This window comes from Leeuwenhoekiella obamensis (assembly GCF_055391795.1).
Window position 1 is genome coordinate 7,501 of sequence record NZ_AP029251.1, and the last position, 13,363, is coordinate 20,863.

The window sequence follows — 13,363 nt, forward strand, 5'->3', positions numbered from 1 at the left end:
AACATTGAAGATCGTGTGGCGATCATTGAGCGAAAAGCTTCTTTTGAAGAGCGTAATGACGAGGCGTATAACGACGGCTGGATCACAAAATCTATAAGCATAGGCGGCGATAAGGAGCGCGTTTATGATCGTAGAACATATTCAGATCTTGTGCTTGCCGTAGGTTTTAACAACGCAATAGGCGATGGGCAGAGTTTGGATAATTCTCCATACAAGATAGGAGGAAGTAGATTTCTTGAACTTGGTATCGCTTGGAAAACGCGTGTTTTTGAGAACACAAACTTCATGCGTATTAAGTACGGATTCTCTTTTCAATTTAACGGTTTGAAGCCGGTGGATAATCAATATTTTGTTACTGATGGTCAGCAAACGATATTAGAAGAATATCCTGTAAATCTTGATAAATCTAAGTTTAGAATGGACAATTTGGTATTACCAGTTCATTTTGAGTTTGGAACTTCTACAAAGAAAGAAACGGAAGATTATATACGCTACAATTCTTCAGGGCATTTTAAAGTTGGTGTGGGTGGTTATGCAGGTTTTAATTTGCTCACTATTCAGAAATTAAAGTATGAAATGGACGGCAATGAGCAGAAAGAGAGAATAAAATCTAGCTACAATACAAACAATTTTATTTACGGTTTGAGCGGTTATTTAGCCTTTGGCGATGTTGCGGTTTACGTGAAATATGATCTAAACCCCATCTTCAAGAATAATCCTATAGAAGAGCATAATCTTTCAGTAGGTCTTCGTTTTGATATGGACTAGCCTGATTAAAACTCATATCTTTGAAACCTGCCAGCGCAAGCTTGCAGGTTTTTTATTTTACGCTTAATTTGATTTGGCTTAAAGCCAAAGAAACACAGCGCTCAGACTTTTTTAAAACACCAAAGATTGATCTCAAAACAGACTATAGACCAAGTTTACGAAGCCACCCGAGTAGAAGAGGTTATAGGTGATTTTGTTAATCTTAAAAAATCAGGATCTAATTTTAAAGGGTTGAGTCCGTTTACAGATGAGCGCACGCCTAGTTTTATGGTGTCTCCCGTAAAACAGATCTGGAAGGATTTTTCTAGCGGAAAAGGTGGCAATGCCGTGGCTTTTATTATGGAGCACGAGCATTTTACATATCCAGAGGCGATAAAATATCTCGCAAAAAAATACCAGATCGAGATTGAAGAAACAGAGCAAACAGATGAGCAAAAACAGCTCGCTAATGAGAAGGAAAGTCTGTTTCTGGTAAGTGAATATGCTGCGAAATATTTTCACAGAACATTGCTTAGAAGTGAAGAAGGCAAAGCGATAGGTCTTACTTATTTTAAAGAACGTGGTTTTACTGCAGAGACGATAGAGAAATTTCAGCTGGGTTACAGTCCTAATGCTTGGGAAGCTTTTTCTAAAGAAGCGTTGGGAGAAGGCTATAAACTAGAGTTTCTAGAAAAAACCGGACTTACCATTGTAAAAGATGATAAGCAGTTTGATCGCTTTCGCGGAAGAGTGATCTTCCCCATACAGTCGTTATCTGGTCGTGTGTTGGGCTTCGGTGGTCGTATTCTAACCAATGATAAAAAAGCGGCAAAATATCTCAACAGTCCAGAAAGTGATATTTACAACAAGAGTAAAGTCTTGTATGGCATTTATCATGCAAAGCAAACTATCGCAAAAGAAGATAATTGCTTCCTTGTAGAAGGATATACAGATGTGATCCAGATGCATCAGTTGGGGATAGAAAATGTAGTTTCATCTTCAGGAACGGCGCTTACTCCAGATCAAATACGATTAATTAATAGGCTTACGCCAAATATCACTGTGCTATTTGATGGCGATGCTGCGGGGCAACGTGCTTCTTTGCGCGGTATCGATCTGATTCTTGAACAAGGTATGAATGTGAAGGTGTGTACTTTTCCTGAAGGAGAAGATCCAGACTCCTTTTCGCGAAAGCATACCTTAAATGAGGTGCAAGAATATTTTAAGGAAAATGCTAAGGATTTTATACAATACAAAGCTTCTTTACTAATAGAAGAGGCGCAAGGCGATCCTGTGAAAAAGGCGGCGCTGATACGTGATATGGTTGAGAGTGTGTCAAAAATACCGGATGCCATCAAGCGAGAAGTGTATGTGCGTGAGTGTTCGCGTATCATGGATATTGATGAAGAAGTTCTTTATAGCACGCTGGCACAGATCTTAAATAAAGACAAGAAAGAAACCACCAGATCAACGCAGCAGAAAAAGCCAGAAATGCAAGTGGAGCGTAAACCTGCAATAAAGGTTGACAGGCAATATGTTCTTGAGCGTATGCTTATACAATTGCTTTTGCTTTATGGCAACAAGAAGGGGAATTTTGAAGATGTTGCTGTTGTGGAAGATGAGCATGGTAATGCGGTAGAGCAAAAGGTGCAGCAAGAACTTCTGGTGTATGAGAAGATCTACCTAGAATTGCAGGATGATGAAACAGAATTTGCAAATCCGCAATTTAAGGAGCTTTATTATGTGCTTGTAGAAGCATTAAATAGAGAAGGGAAGGATTTTGAGATCAATAAATTTATCAATACTCTAAATGCTGATGTTTCTAAAGAAGTTGTAGATATCCTGATGCATGAAGAGCGTTACTTATTGCATCGTTGGGACAGCAAGGATATTTATGTGAAGCTCAAAAAATCTGGTATTTCACAAATGGTGAGTGAAACGATCTTAAGTCTTAGAAAATATTACATCAACCAGAAGGTTGAAGAATTACTCAAAGATGTAAAGCAGGGAAGTGATAATAATCGTGAGATCATTGTAGAGATCCAAGATTATAATCTGTTAGACAGACTTCTTGCCAGTAAATTAAACAGAGTTCTTTAAAGATCTGAAGTTTGTAATAAACGAGCTTGTTGTATCAATTCTGCAAGACTACCGGCATCTAGCTTTTTAAGCAATCTAGTTTTATACGTGCTTACCGTTTTTTCATTGATGCTAAGATTTTCGGCGATGTCTTTGTTACGCTTGCCAGCGGAAAGCATATTAAGAACCTCGATCTCACGCGCAGAAAGTTTTTTGTATTTATAGGCTAGATTACGGCCGCTATTCTCTGCTTGACTAAGCATTTCTACAAGTTTTTCGTTTATGTAAATACCACCACGACGCACTTGCTCTATTGCATTTCTCACGGTGTCAATGTCAGATGTTTTGTCAACATAACCTTGAGCACCTGCTTTAATTGCGCTTAACGCATACATTTCTTCAGGATGACAGCTAAAAACAAGAATACGCAACCCAGGAAAGTTTTTCTTTAATTTCTTAATAGTAGAAATACCAGAAAGATTAGGAAGATCGATCTCAAGAATTATCAATGCAGGTGATGTGTCTTCTATAGATTCAAAAAGGTCATTGCCATCAGCAACGGTATCTACGATTTCATAATCATCAAATGCTAAAACATGCATTAATCCTTCTTGGATTATAGGATGATGGTCTGCAATTAAAACTTGTGTCATAGTATAAATAGGAGGCTGTATCCGGCCAAATATAATATGCGGATACTTAGAATAAGAGTTTTGTACACATAATTCGTTGTAAGAAAAAAATCGGGGGTTAAAATGCTTCTATTTTAAACCTTCGGGGATCTCACATACGGGTATTGGTACCATTTTGTGCTTGTTTGCAGTATTGAATCGCTTGTAGATCTCAAAGACTTTCTTCTGCTCTCCAGTAAAATCGTCTGCTGTTTTTCCGGCTTCATCCATTTTCATCGCCCACTCTAGATCATCATAAGAAGCACCTATTTGATCTTCGTCGCTACGATCATCTCCCCAAAGGCCATCTGTAGGTTTTGCCACTTGTATGCTTTCTGGTACCTGCATACTTTTCGCAAGAGCGTAAACCTCACTTTTCATCAAGTCTGCAATAGGACTTAGATCTACGCCGCCATCACCGTATTTTGTGTAAAAGCCTACGCCAAAATCCTCAACCTTATTGCCAGTTCCTGCAACTAGAGAATGGTGAACGCCTGCTAAAAAATACAGCGTACTCATCCTTAAACGCGCTCTGGTATTTGCAAGACTCAACTCTAGCTCACCGCTGCTGTCAAACTGCGGAAAAGCTTTCTTCATAGTTTCAAAAGTCTCAGTAAGATCAACGCGCACGCTGCTTACATTCTCAAAACGTTCCTTAAGTTGGGCGATATGATCCTGAGCACGAGTAACGTGGCTAGGCGGTTGATGTATAGGCATCTCAACACACAAGGTAGGTAAACCTGTTTTTGCACAAAGGGTAGAGGTTGTAGCGCTATCTATACCGCCGCTCACACCTACAACAAAGCCTTTTACTTTTGCGTTAGTAGCATAATCTTTAAGCCAGTTTACAATGTGATCGATCACTTTTTCGGTTTGCATGTAGAGAAGAATTTAATGTTGTAAATAGTACCTTTGCGCACGTTTCTTTATAAGAAGTGAATTTAAGAAATAAATAAAATTTAAATCTCTTGCAGCACTATTTTAGTAGGGTTTTAGTATTTACCATGGCTTGTGTCGCTATTGTTTTCGCTTCATGCGAAAAGGAAAAAAGCGTCTCTGATGATGTGCTTAAAATTCCTGTAGATCTTAAGATTCAGCGGTTTGATGAGCGATTTGCACAAGCTACGGTTGATAGTTTGCCGCAGTTGATGCAGCAATTTCCATATTTGTTTCCTGATCAATATGATATGAACTTCTGGCAAGAACGCATCACAGACACCTTGCAGGAGCATATAGATCGTGAGGTTGCAGAGGCTTTTTCAGATTTTGAGACTGAAACGCAAGACCTCGAGCTGCTTTTTAAACACATAAAATATTATTATCCTAACTACTCTGTGCCAGAAGTTGTAACTGTCACGTCTTTTGTAGATCATAAAAACCGAGTGATCTTAAACGATAGTTTGCTGCTTATTTCGCTTGATGTTTACCTGGGCGCAGATCACGAATTTTACAAAGGGATACAGAAGTATTTCTCGCAGAATTTTCGCCCTGAGCAAATAGATGTAGATGTTGCTAGCGCTTTCGCGAAAAGAAAACTGGGAAAACCCAGCGGCCGGCAGTTTATTGATGAAATGATTCAGCACGGCAAGCGACTATACATAATAGAAAGGTTGTTGCCGCTTAAAGCAAAAAATGAAATTATCGCATACACACCAGATCAACTGGAGTGGGCAGAGAAAAACGAAGTGAACATCTGGACGAATTTTGTGGAGAACGAAGTGCTGTTTGATACAGATCCTAAGTTGTTGCAACGCTTTATGAATCCTGCGCCATTCTCAAAATTCTATATGGAGTTTGATAATGAAACACCGCCGCGACTAGGACGATACATCGGCTGGCAGATCGTGAGATCATATATGGATAAGAATGACATCTCCCTGCAGATGTTAGCCTCAAGATCCAGTGACGAAATATTTAAAAATGCAGGTTATAAACCAAAGAAATAATGGCAGATAATTTAAAGACAGAGATTACCTTAAACGTAGAACTTGACGAAAACCGCGTTCCAGAAGAAATCAGTTGGTCAGCGCCAGATGGCGGCGTGAACAATGAACCTGCGAAGGCGTTGTTGCTTTCGTTGTGGGATTCAAACAAGCAAGAAACGGTCCGCATTGATCTATGGACAAAAGATATGCCCGTGGATGAAATGCAGGTGTTCTTTCATCAGGTTTTAGTGGGGATGACACAATCTTTTCATCGTGCGACAAACGATGATAAAATGACGGCGACCATGCAGGATTTCTGCGATTATTTTGCTGAAAAGCTAGAGTTGAAGAAGAATTAAACTTATTCTTTGTTTGAAAGCATACATTCGACAAAAGCTAAAAGTGAAATCGTTTTTAGACAATTCTTTTTAGTTCCAAAATCAACAGAACGACCATGGAGAATAGCGTGTCGATTAAATTTAAATTGGGAAGGGTGTAAATTTTCTATACTGTCAATAACAACAGGCGTTTTATCAAAGAGACTTAAAAAATGCTTTTGTAAAAATTGATCATAATTTTCAATTTCACTTAAAACATCTGGTCTATAAACACCCTTTCTCGTTAAACTTCGGTTATTCCTATAGAAGAATTTGTTGAAGCTATCATAACAAATACCATCAACTTGGGAGTGTATTAAAGTGATTGCTCCAAAGTAATTTGTGTTATAATATAGTCTAAAACACTCTTGAAATATAGATGATCTTTCTGGGTATTTTCGGATTAATCTAGCTTCGATTTCGTGGAGACTTTTTGAAATAGAATCACAAAAAATTTCGTCAGCTTCTAAAATTTTTCCTGATAATATTAAATCAGAAGCTTTTCTTAATTCCCATGGTAACGTATCAAAGTTAATGAACCAGTTCTGACTCGAAATAATTTTAATATCGTTAGGAAGATTTTCAAAACATGACTTAATACCTTTAGCAAGCTCATCAAAAGGTAAGTTTTGCAGAGCTTTATTTAACTCTTGACCTCTCTGAATTAGCAGAGCTGAAAGAGATTGGAGCTGCTTATTTAGAGCGATTAAATTACTTTGCAATTCATTTTGTGAAGTCATTAGATTATCCTGTTCACAAACCCATCAATATTTCCGGTTCCTTCTTCGGTAAGATGCTTGATGAAAGCAGAGCCTATGATAGCTCCTTTTGCTTTAGAAGTCGCTTGATCAAAGGTTTCTTCATCCTTGATCCCAAAACCTACGATTTGCGGATTTTTAAGATTCATACTGCCTATGCGTTCAAAATAGTTGAGTTGCTCTTCACCAAAACCAGAAGTTTTACCCGTCGTGCTGGCGCTACTTACCATATAGATAAATCCATTTGAAGCCTCATCAATTTGCTTGATTCTCGCGTCGCTGGTTTGCGGAGTGATAAGAAAAACATTCACCAGATTGTGCTTCTCAAAAATAGCTTTGTAATGCTCCTCGTATTCCGCAAGTGGCAGGTCTGGCAGGATTAATCCATCGATACCGATTTCTTCACATTTTGCGCAAAAATCTTCCACGCCATATTGCAACACAGGATTAAAATATCCCATGATTATCAAAGGAATTTCAACCGATTTGCGAATGTCTTTGATCTGCTCAAAAAGCTTGGCAGTGGTCATCCCATTTTTAAGAGCTGCCGTAGAACTCTCTTGAATCGTAGGTCCATCAGCAAGTGGGTCACTAAATGGTAATCCTATTTCAATCATATCCACACCGCTTTTTTCAAGCGATTCAATGATAGAAACGGTGTCGTCAAGTTTAGGATAACCCGCTGTAAAATATATCGAAAGGAGTTTCTTGTCTTCCTGTAATTTGCTTTGAATTCTGTTCATTGCGTTTGTTTTTATTTGGCTTTAAGCCAAATCAAAGTACTTTATATACGTGTTCAAATCCTTGTCTCCACGACCACTTAAATTCACCACCACAACATCATCTTCTTTGAACTTGCGGTCTTCAAAAATCGCTAAAGCGTGTGAACTCTCGATTGCCGGAATGATACCTTCTAACTCGCATAATTGCAGTCCGGCCTTCATTGCGTCGTCATCAGTGATTGAGATAAACTCACCGCGTCCACTTCGGAACAAATGCGCATGCATTGGCCCAACGCCGGGATAATCCAGCCCTGCAGAAATAGAATACGGCTCAGTGATTTGACCATCATCTGTTTGCATCAGTAGGGTTTTACTTCCGTGAATAATTCCTTCACGACCCAGAGCCGAAGTCGCCGCGCTCTCACCAGTGTCAATACCTTTACCAGCCGCTTCAACTGCAATGATGCCTACTTTTTCATCATTTAAATAATGAAAAAATGCACCAGCCGCGTTACTGCCGCCGCCCACACAAGCCACAACATAATCAGGCGAATCACGACCTTCTTTTTCCTGTAATTGAAGTTTAATTTCTTGCGAAATCACACTTTGAAAACGCGCCACCATATCAGGATAAGGATGCGGTCCCACCACACTGCCGATGATGTAATGCGTATCCGTAGGATTATTAATCCAATCGCGAATGGCTTCGTTTGTTGCGTCTTTCAAGGTCTTACTTCCTGAAGTTGCGGGAATCACAGTAGCGCCCAGCATTTTCATGCGCGCAACATTTGGCGCCTGGCGAGCGATGTCAATTTCGCCCATGTAGACGATACATTCCAGTCCCATCAAAGCGCAAACTGTAGCCGTTGCGACGCCATGCTGACCAGCGCCAGTTTCGGCGATGATGCGTTTTTTGCCCAACTTCTGCGCCATCAAGATCTGCCCAATGGTATTGTTAACTTTGTGCGCGCCGGTGTGACAAAGGTCCTCACGTTTCAGATATACTTTTGTGCCATATTTTTCTGAAAATCGCTTTGCAAAATACAGCGGAGTAGGGCGCCCTACATACTCGCGCAACAACTCCTGAAACTCTTTCTGAAAGTCTGGCTCCTGCATGATGCGCAGGTAATTTTGGCGCAATTCTTCTACATTGGGATAAAGCATTTCGGGGATGTACGCCCCGCCAAAATCACCATAATATCCTTTTTCGTCTACGTTATAGTTCATCTTAACTGTGCTATAAATTCTTCTAATTTCTCAATATTCTTCAGTCCGGGTTTATCCTCAAACTTACTGTTTACATCCAGCGCGTGGATGGGCAGATCAGTCTTTAAAATCGTCTTGACTTTTTCCACTTCTTCAAGGCCAATTCCGCCGCTTAAAATAAACGGTTTTTGCGAATCATAATTCTTCAGAACCTCCCAGTCAAACGTGTATCCGTTACCACCTTTTTCTTTGCCTTTTGTGTCAAATAAAAATTTATCCACGTGCGGCTCGTAAGCTTTTAGCTGCGAGAAGTCAAATGCATCTTTAATGCTAAAAACCTTCCACACTTCGACTTCGCTCAGCGCGTGCACTTCTTCTTCGCTCAATGCATTTTCTATTGTGTTGGCTTGCGCCAAATGTAGCTTCATGCAATATTCAGGCGTTTCTTCGCCGTGCAATTGGACCACGTCAAGCTGATACTTTTCAATTTTTTCAAGAACAAACTCCAGGCTGGCATTTACAAAAACGCCTACTTTTTGGGTTAAACCCAAATCAGGAATTTCCTGCTCCTTAAAAGCCCGCGGACTTTTATCATAAAAGATAAAACCCAGGTAATCTGGCTGAAGTTTTGCCACTTCAGCGAGGTTAAGGTTCATGCCGCAGATTTTTAATTTCATGCTTCTAGTTGTTTGATAAACTCTGTTGCGCTCGCGCCAGGATTATCTGTTTTCATGAAATTCTCCCCGATTAAAAATCCTTCAAAGCCAAATTCCTTGAGCTCTTTAATCGCTTCAACATTGCTGATTCCGCTTTCGCTCACTTTTACAAATTCATCCGGGATTTGCGTTGAAAGTGCTTTGCTCGTTTCAAGACTAACCTCAAAAGTTTTCAGGTTGCGGTTGTTCACGCCTAGCATATCCAGCGACGGCATGATAGATTTTTGCAATTCTTCTTCGTTATGAACTTCTAGCAAAACATCAAGTTCAAGGTTTTTTGCCGTTTCCGAAAGTCGTTTTATTTCATGGCGTGTCAACACTGCCGCAATCAATAAGATCACGTCTGCTCCGTAGGCTTTTGCTTCCAGGAGTTGGTAAGGGTCAATGATGAATTCTTTTCGCAACAGCGGAAACTTTGTGCTTGCCCTCGCGAGTAATAAATCGTCTAGTGAACCGCCAAAATATTTCCCGTCTGTCAGTACGCTCATACCGCTTACGCCGGCTGTTTCATAACCTGTTGCCACGTCCTGAACGCTCAACGTATGGTTGATCACTGCTTTGCTGGGGCTGCGGCGTTTATGCTCTGCGATGATGCCGCTTTCGCTGTCGCGTAAGGCTTGCGCCAAAGAATTTCCTGGGCGGTCAAACAGCACCGAAGCTTCCAGCTGCGACACCGGAATCAAGCTTTTACGGAGTTCAACTTCCTTGCGTTTATCTGCGACTATTTTATCTAGGATGTTCATCTTACTTACTCAATTCAATCAATTTCTTCAGGCGGGCGTGGCCTTTTCCGCTTAAAAGCGACTCTTTTGCACGCTCAAAACCTTCTTTCGCCGTAAGGCCATCTACCGTGGCAATCGCCATCCCGGCATTTGCACACACCACATTATTTTGTGCGTCGGTGCCTTTACCGCTAATAACTTCTATGAAAATCTCAGCTGCTTTTTCTACAGTATCGCCGCCAAAAATCTGCTCTGGTTTTATCTGGCTTACGCCAAAATCTTCTGGAGCTAACATCTGCTCGCTACTGTTGCGAATGATTTTTGTTTTCCCCGTAAGGGAAATCTCATCATAACCATCTAGCGCGTGGAGAATGGCAAAATTCTTATCGGTTTTTTGAAAAAGGTAACCGTAAATCCTGGCCAGCTCAAGGTCAAAAACACCTACGAGTTGGTTTTTAGGAAATGCCGGATTCACCAGCGGTCCCAACATATTGAAAAATGTTTTTACACCCAGCTCTCGACGAATGGGGCCAACGTTTTTCATGGCCGGGTGAAACAAAGGCGCGTGCAAAATGCAAATACCTGCTTCGTCAAGACACTTTTGTAAAAAGTCTTTATCGTTGCTAAATTTCACACCCAGACTTTCCATCACGTTGCTGCTCCCAGAAACCGAAGAAACTCCGTAGTTACCGTGTTTGGTAATGTTAATTCCGGCGCCAGCCGCCACAAAAGATGACAGCGTAGAAATATTAAAAGTGTTCTTGCCATCGCCGCCAGTACCGCACAAATCAATGCTGTTGTAATCGCTAAAATCTACCGCAACACAAAGGTCAAGCAAAGCCTCACGAAAACCCTCTAACTCATCTGTGGTAATGCTGCGCATCATATACACAGTAAGAAAGGCAGAAATCTGACTTTGATTGTATTTTCCTTCAGAAATATTGACCAAAACCTCGCGAGCTTCTTCTTTAGAAAGCTGCTCGTGATTGATTAGTCTATTTAAAATTTGTTTCATGGTTTTAAAATTGCTGTTCATTTCTTTTGCTCGTCCAAAAGAAACGAACCAAAGAAAAAGACGCCTTTTCTAAGGAATTTTTCAATACGGCTTTACCGTATTGAAAACCTTTTAGAAAAAATGGGCGCTTCGCTGTCCTTCCCATTTTTTCCAAATTATTCTGGTAGAAAAGGACCTTTCGGCGGTGCCGAAATTATATCTTTATTCTAACATCTAAGTTCTAATATCTCACTTCTCAATACTAAATCTAGCTTTCCACCCAGTTCTTTATCATCTTCTTTCCTTCTGGAGTCAGCACACTTTCAGGATGAAATTGTACACCGCGCACGTCGTAATCTTTATGGCGCACGGCCATGATTTGACCAAGTTCGTCAACGGCAGTAATTTCAAGTGCTTCCGGGAAATCGCTTTCATTGATTACCCAACTGTGGTAGCGGCCTATTTCAAAATCTTTAGCGATGTCTTTAAAAAGGGTTTCGTTATCAACGGTCTGCGTAGCTTTCGTGGCAACGCCGTGAAAAACTTTATCCAGATTGGTTAGGCTTCCGCCAAAAACCTCACCGATGGCTTGCTGCCCCAGACAAACGCCAAAAATACTTTTTGTCGCTGCATATTCCTTAATGATAGGCTTTAATAAACCCGCCTCATCCGGAATTCCCGGGCCAGGAGAGAGGAGTATCTTATCATAATCCTTCACCTCGTCAAGGGTAAGTTGGTCATTGCGTTTTACAATGACTTCGCAATCTAGTTCCTCGAGATAGTGCACGAGGTTGTAAACAAAACTGTCGTAATTATCGATTACAAGAATTTTTGGCCCCCTCCCAGACCCTCCCCCAGAGGTGGAGGGATTTTGATTTTCAATACCTGTGTTGCTCATTTCTAAATTCTTTCCGTTTTTCAAGGGCTATATTTCTTCTGCAAGTTCAAGCGCTTTTGTGAGTGCGCCAAGTTTGTTATACACTTCTTGTAGTTCGTTTTCAGGGACGCTGTCGCTTACGATTCCGGCGCCAGCCTGATAATGCAATTGGTGATTTTTACTCAAAAATGAGCGAATGATAATTGCATGGTTAAAATTCCCGCTAAAATCCATAAACCCTATTGCGCCGCCATAAAATGTGCGGTTTGAGGGTTCATACTTTTCAAGCAATTGCATCGCCATGTGTTTTGGCGCGCCGCTCAATGTTCCTGCCGGGAAGGTATCTGCCACCACTTGCATGGTAGAAGTTTCGGGGTCTTTTTGCCCGGTAACTTTACTCACAAGGTGAATCACGTGCGAGAAGAATTGCACTTCGCGATAGGTTTCAACCTTTACATCACTACCATTGCGGCTCAAATCGTTGCGCGCGAGGTCAACCAGCATCACGTGCTCACTATTTTCTTTAGAATCTTCGCTTAGTTTTTTTGCGAGTTCGGCATCTTTTTCATCACTCCCGGTTCTTTTAAATGTACCAGCGATAGGGTGAATCTCTGCTTTGCCTTCTTTTACGATAAGTTGTGCTTCTGGCGAACTACCGAAAATCTTGAAATTTCCATAATCAAAGAAGAACAAATACGGAGAAGGATTCACGCTACGCAAGGCACGATACACGTTAAATTCGTCACCTTTAAACGCTTGAGAAAAACGTTTAGAAGGCACAATTTGAAACACGTCTCCACGCTGACAATGCTTCTTGCAAGTTTTAACCAGTTCCTTATAATCTGCATCGCTCATGTTTGAAACAGGTTCTGCTTCTCGCGAAAAGGAATACTCAGCAAAACTTTTGATTTTCAGTTGTTGCTCTATTTGTGCAATGTTGTCGCTACCATCAACCGAATGGCAAAAAATGTACGCCTCATTATTAAAATGATTGATGGCGATGATGTTTTGATAAACCGCATAATACATATCCGGAATGTCGAGATCGCCATCTTTTTTGGCAATAGCCACATCTTCAAAATAGCGCACAGCGTCGTAACTCATGTAGCCAAAAAGTCCATTATTTATGAACTTATAGTCACTGGCTTCTGTGTGAAACGCTTTAGCGAAAGCCTCAAGAATCTCAACAACATCAGTATCTTTTTCAATAGTTGTTGTAGTTACATCGCCATCAGGAAATTTCTGGATGATTTGCTCATTTTTCACCTCGATTGAAGCGATAGGATTAGAGCAGATGTAACTAAAACTGTTATTGTTTGCGTGATAATCACTACTCTCTAGCAGCAGGCTATTGGGATAATGGTCGCGCAGCCTAAGATAGACAGACACTGGCGTGATGGTGTCTGCGAGCAGCTTTTTGCTTTTGGTTTGTAAGATGTATTTCATTGTCTTTGGTTGACGTTTTGTTTCGCTATTGCGAAAGCGATAATTGCACAATAAAAAAGGCCAGTCGTGAGACTGGCCTTGTGTATATTATAGAATACAGGGGAGTGCTCACGACATTACTGT

The 13,363-nt window shown here is 40.7% G+C and carries 14 protein-coding genes (1 of these 14 cut by a window edge); 4 read left to right on the plus strand and 10 right to left on the minus strand.

What is annotated here, in order from left to right; translation table 11 throughout:
* Both ACZ5L8_RS00040 and dnaG read left to right on the plus strand, forming a co-directional pair.
* Window positions 1-768, plus strand: partial view of a hypothetical protein gene (locus ACZ5L8_RS00040; RefSeq protein ID WP_464438842.1) — the 3' portion only. Its footprint begins 249 nt before the window's first position; the window shows 768 of its 1,017 coding nt (coding positions 250-1,017); the start codon falls outside the window, past its left edge; its stop codon occupies window positions 766-768.
* A 126-nt stretch (window positions 769-894) separates the two neighbouring features.
* Entirely contained in the window at window positions 895-2,847 is a 1,953-nt protein-coding gene (dnaG, locus tag ACZ5L8_RS00045; RefSeq protein WP_464438843.1) for a DNA primase, read from the plus strand.
* Here the strand turns inward: dnaG and ACZ5L8_RS00050 are convergent.
* Window positions 2,844-3,479, minus strand: coding sequence for a response regulator (locus ACZ5L8_RS00050; RefSeq protein WP_462599522.1), 636 nt, complete (start codon window positions 3,477-3,479; stop codon window positions 2,844-2,846). The two genes, dnaG and ACZ5L8_RS00050, sit on opposite strands and share 4 nt — an antisense overlap.
* A 108-nt stretch (window positions 3,480-3,587) precedes the next feature.
* Window positions 3,588-4,376, minus strand: a complete 789-nt coding sequence (gene nadE / locus ACZ5L8_RS00055) for an NAD(+) synthase (protein WP_464438844.1) — start codon at window positions 4,374-4,376, stop codon at window positions 3,588-3,590.
* Between the two features lie 89 nt (window positions 4,377-4,465).
* On the opposite strand from nadE, the gene gldB reads away from it, so the two are divergent.
* Both gldB and gldC read left to right on the plus strand, forming a co-directional pair.
* Window positions 4,466-5,443 carry a gliding motility lipoprotein GldB gene (gene gldB, locus ACZ5L8_RS00060; RefSeq protein WP_464438846.1) on the plus strand — a complete coding sequence of 326 codons (978 nt, stop codon included), beginning with the start codon at window positions 4,466-4,468 and terminating at the stop codon, window positions 5,441-5,443.
* Window positions 5,443-5,781, plus strand: coding sequence for a gliding motility protein GldC (gene gldC / locus ACZ5L8_RS00065; protein ID WP_464438847.1), 339 nt, complete (start codon window positions 5,443-5,445; stop codon window positions 5,779-5,781). The genes gldB and gldC overlap by 1 nt, the downstream gene beginning before the upstream one ends.
* A gap of 2 nt (window positions 5,782-5,783) precedes the next feature.
* On the opposite strand, the gene ACZ5L8_RS00070 is transcribed toward gldC, so the two are convergent.
* The 8 genes from ACZ5L8_RS00070 to ACZ5L8_RS00105 form a co-directional block, all read right to left on the minus strand.
* On the minus strand, window positions 5,784-6,539 hold the full coding sequence (locus ACZ5L8_RS00070) for a hypothetical protein (protein ID WP_464438849.1): 756 nt from the start codon (window positions 6,537-6,539) through the stop codon (window positions 5,784-5,786).
* The gene (gene trpA, locus ACZ5L8_RS00075) at window positions 6,539-7,300 is read right to left on the minus strand and encodes a tryptophan synthase subunit alpha (protein WP_464438850.1); all 762 of its coding nucleotides are present in this window, start codon (window positions 7,298-7,300) and stop codon (window positions 6,539-6,541) included. The genes ACZ5L8_RS00070 and trpA overlap by 1 nt, the downstream gene beginning before the upstream one ends.
* 21 nt (window positions 7,301-7,321) lie before the next feature.
* Complete coding sequence (gene trpB, locus ACZ5L8_RS00080; RefSeq protein WP_464438851.1) at window positions 7,322-8,506, minus strand: tryptophan synthase subunit beta; 1,185 nt, start codon at window positions 8,504-8,506, stop codon at window positions 7,322-7,324.
* Complete coding sequence (locus ACZ5L8_RS00085) at window positions 8,503-9,162, minus strand: phosphoribosylanthranilate isomerase (protein ID WP_464438852.1); 660 nt, start codon at window positions 9,160-9,162, stop codon at window positions 8,503-8,505. Before ACZ5L8_RS00085 ends, trpB begins: the two co-directional genes overlap by 4 nt.
* A complete protein-coding gene (gene trpC / locus ACZ5L8_RS00090) occupies window positions 9,159-9,944 on the minus strand; it encodes an indole-3-glycerol phosphate synthase TrpC (RefSeq protein WP_464438853.1) in 786 nt (261 codons plus the stop codon). The genes ACZ5L8_RS00085 and trpC overlap by 4 nt, the downstream gene beginning before the upstream one ends.
* A 1-nt stretch (window position 9,945) precedes the next feature.
* Window positions 9,946-10,938 (minus strand): anthranilate phosphoribosyltransferase, encoded by a 993-nt coding sequence (gene trpD, locus ACZ5L8_RS00095; protein ID WP_464438855.1) that lies wholly within the window; start codon window positions 10,936-10,938, stop codon window positions 9,946-9,948.
* 247 nt (window positions 10,939-11,185) lie between these two features.
* Entirely contained in the window at window positions 11,186-11,839 is a 654-nt protein-coding gene (locus ACZ5L8_RS00100; RefSeq protein ID WP_464438856.1) for an anthranilate synthase component II, read from the minus strand.
* 3 nt (window positions 11,840-11,842) lie between these two features.
* Window positions 11,843-13,240 (minus strand): anthranilate synthase component I family protein, encoded by a 1,398-nt coding sequence (locus ACZ5L8_RS00105; protein WP_464438857.1) that lies wholly within the window; start codon window positions 13,238-13,240, stop codon window positions 11,843-11,845.
* Window positions 13,241-13,363 lie beyond the last annotated feature (123 nt).

Bases quoted from the DNA above. Each gene is read 5' to 3' on its own strand.
- trpD (WP_464438855.1), bottom strand. From the start codon at position 10,938: ATGAAACAAATTTTAAATAGACTAATCAATCACGAGCAGCTTTCTAAA.
- nadE (WP_464438844.1), bottom strand. From the start codon at position 4,376: ATGCAAACCGAAAAAGTGATCGATCACATTGTAAACTGGCTTAAAGAT.
- ACZ5L8_RS00070 (WP_464438849.1), bottom strand. From the start codon at position 6,539: ATGACTTCACAAAATGAATTGCAAAGTAATTTAATCGCTCTAAATAAG.
- ACZ5L8_RS00050 (WP_462599522.1), bottom strand. From the start codon at position 3,479: ATGACACAAGTTTTAATTGCAGACCATCATCCTATAATCCAAGAAGGA.
- trpB (WP_464438851.1), bottom strand. From the start codon at position 8,506: ATGAACTATAACGTAGACGAAAAAGGATATTATGGTGATTTTGGCGGG.
- trpA (WP_464438850.1), bottom strand. From the start codon at position 7,300: ATGAACAGAATTCAAAGCAAATTACAGGAAGACAAGAAACTCCTTTCG.
- trpC (WP_464438853.1), bottom strand. From the start codon at position 9,944: ATGAACATCCTAGATAAAATAGTCGCAGATAAACGCAAGGAAGTTGAA.
- gldC (WP_464438847.1), top strand. From the start codon at position 5,443: ATGGCAGATAATTTAAAGACAGAGATTACCTTAAACGTAGAACTTGAC.
- ACZ5L8_RS00085 (WP_464438852.1), bottom strand. From the start codon at position 9,162: ATGAAATTAAAAATCTGCGGCATGAACCTTAACCTCGCTGAAGTGGCA.
- ACZ5L8_RS00105 (WP_464438857.1), bottom strand. From the start codon at position 13,240: ATGAAATACATCTTACAAACCAAAAGCAAAAAGCTGCTCGCAGACACC.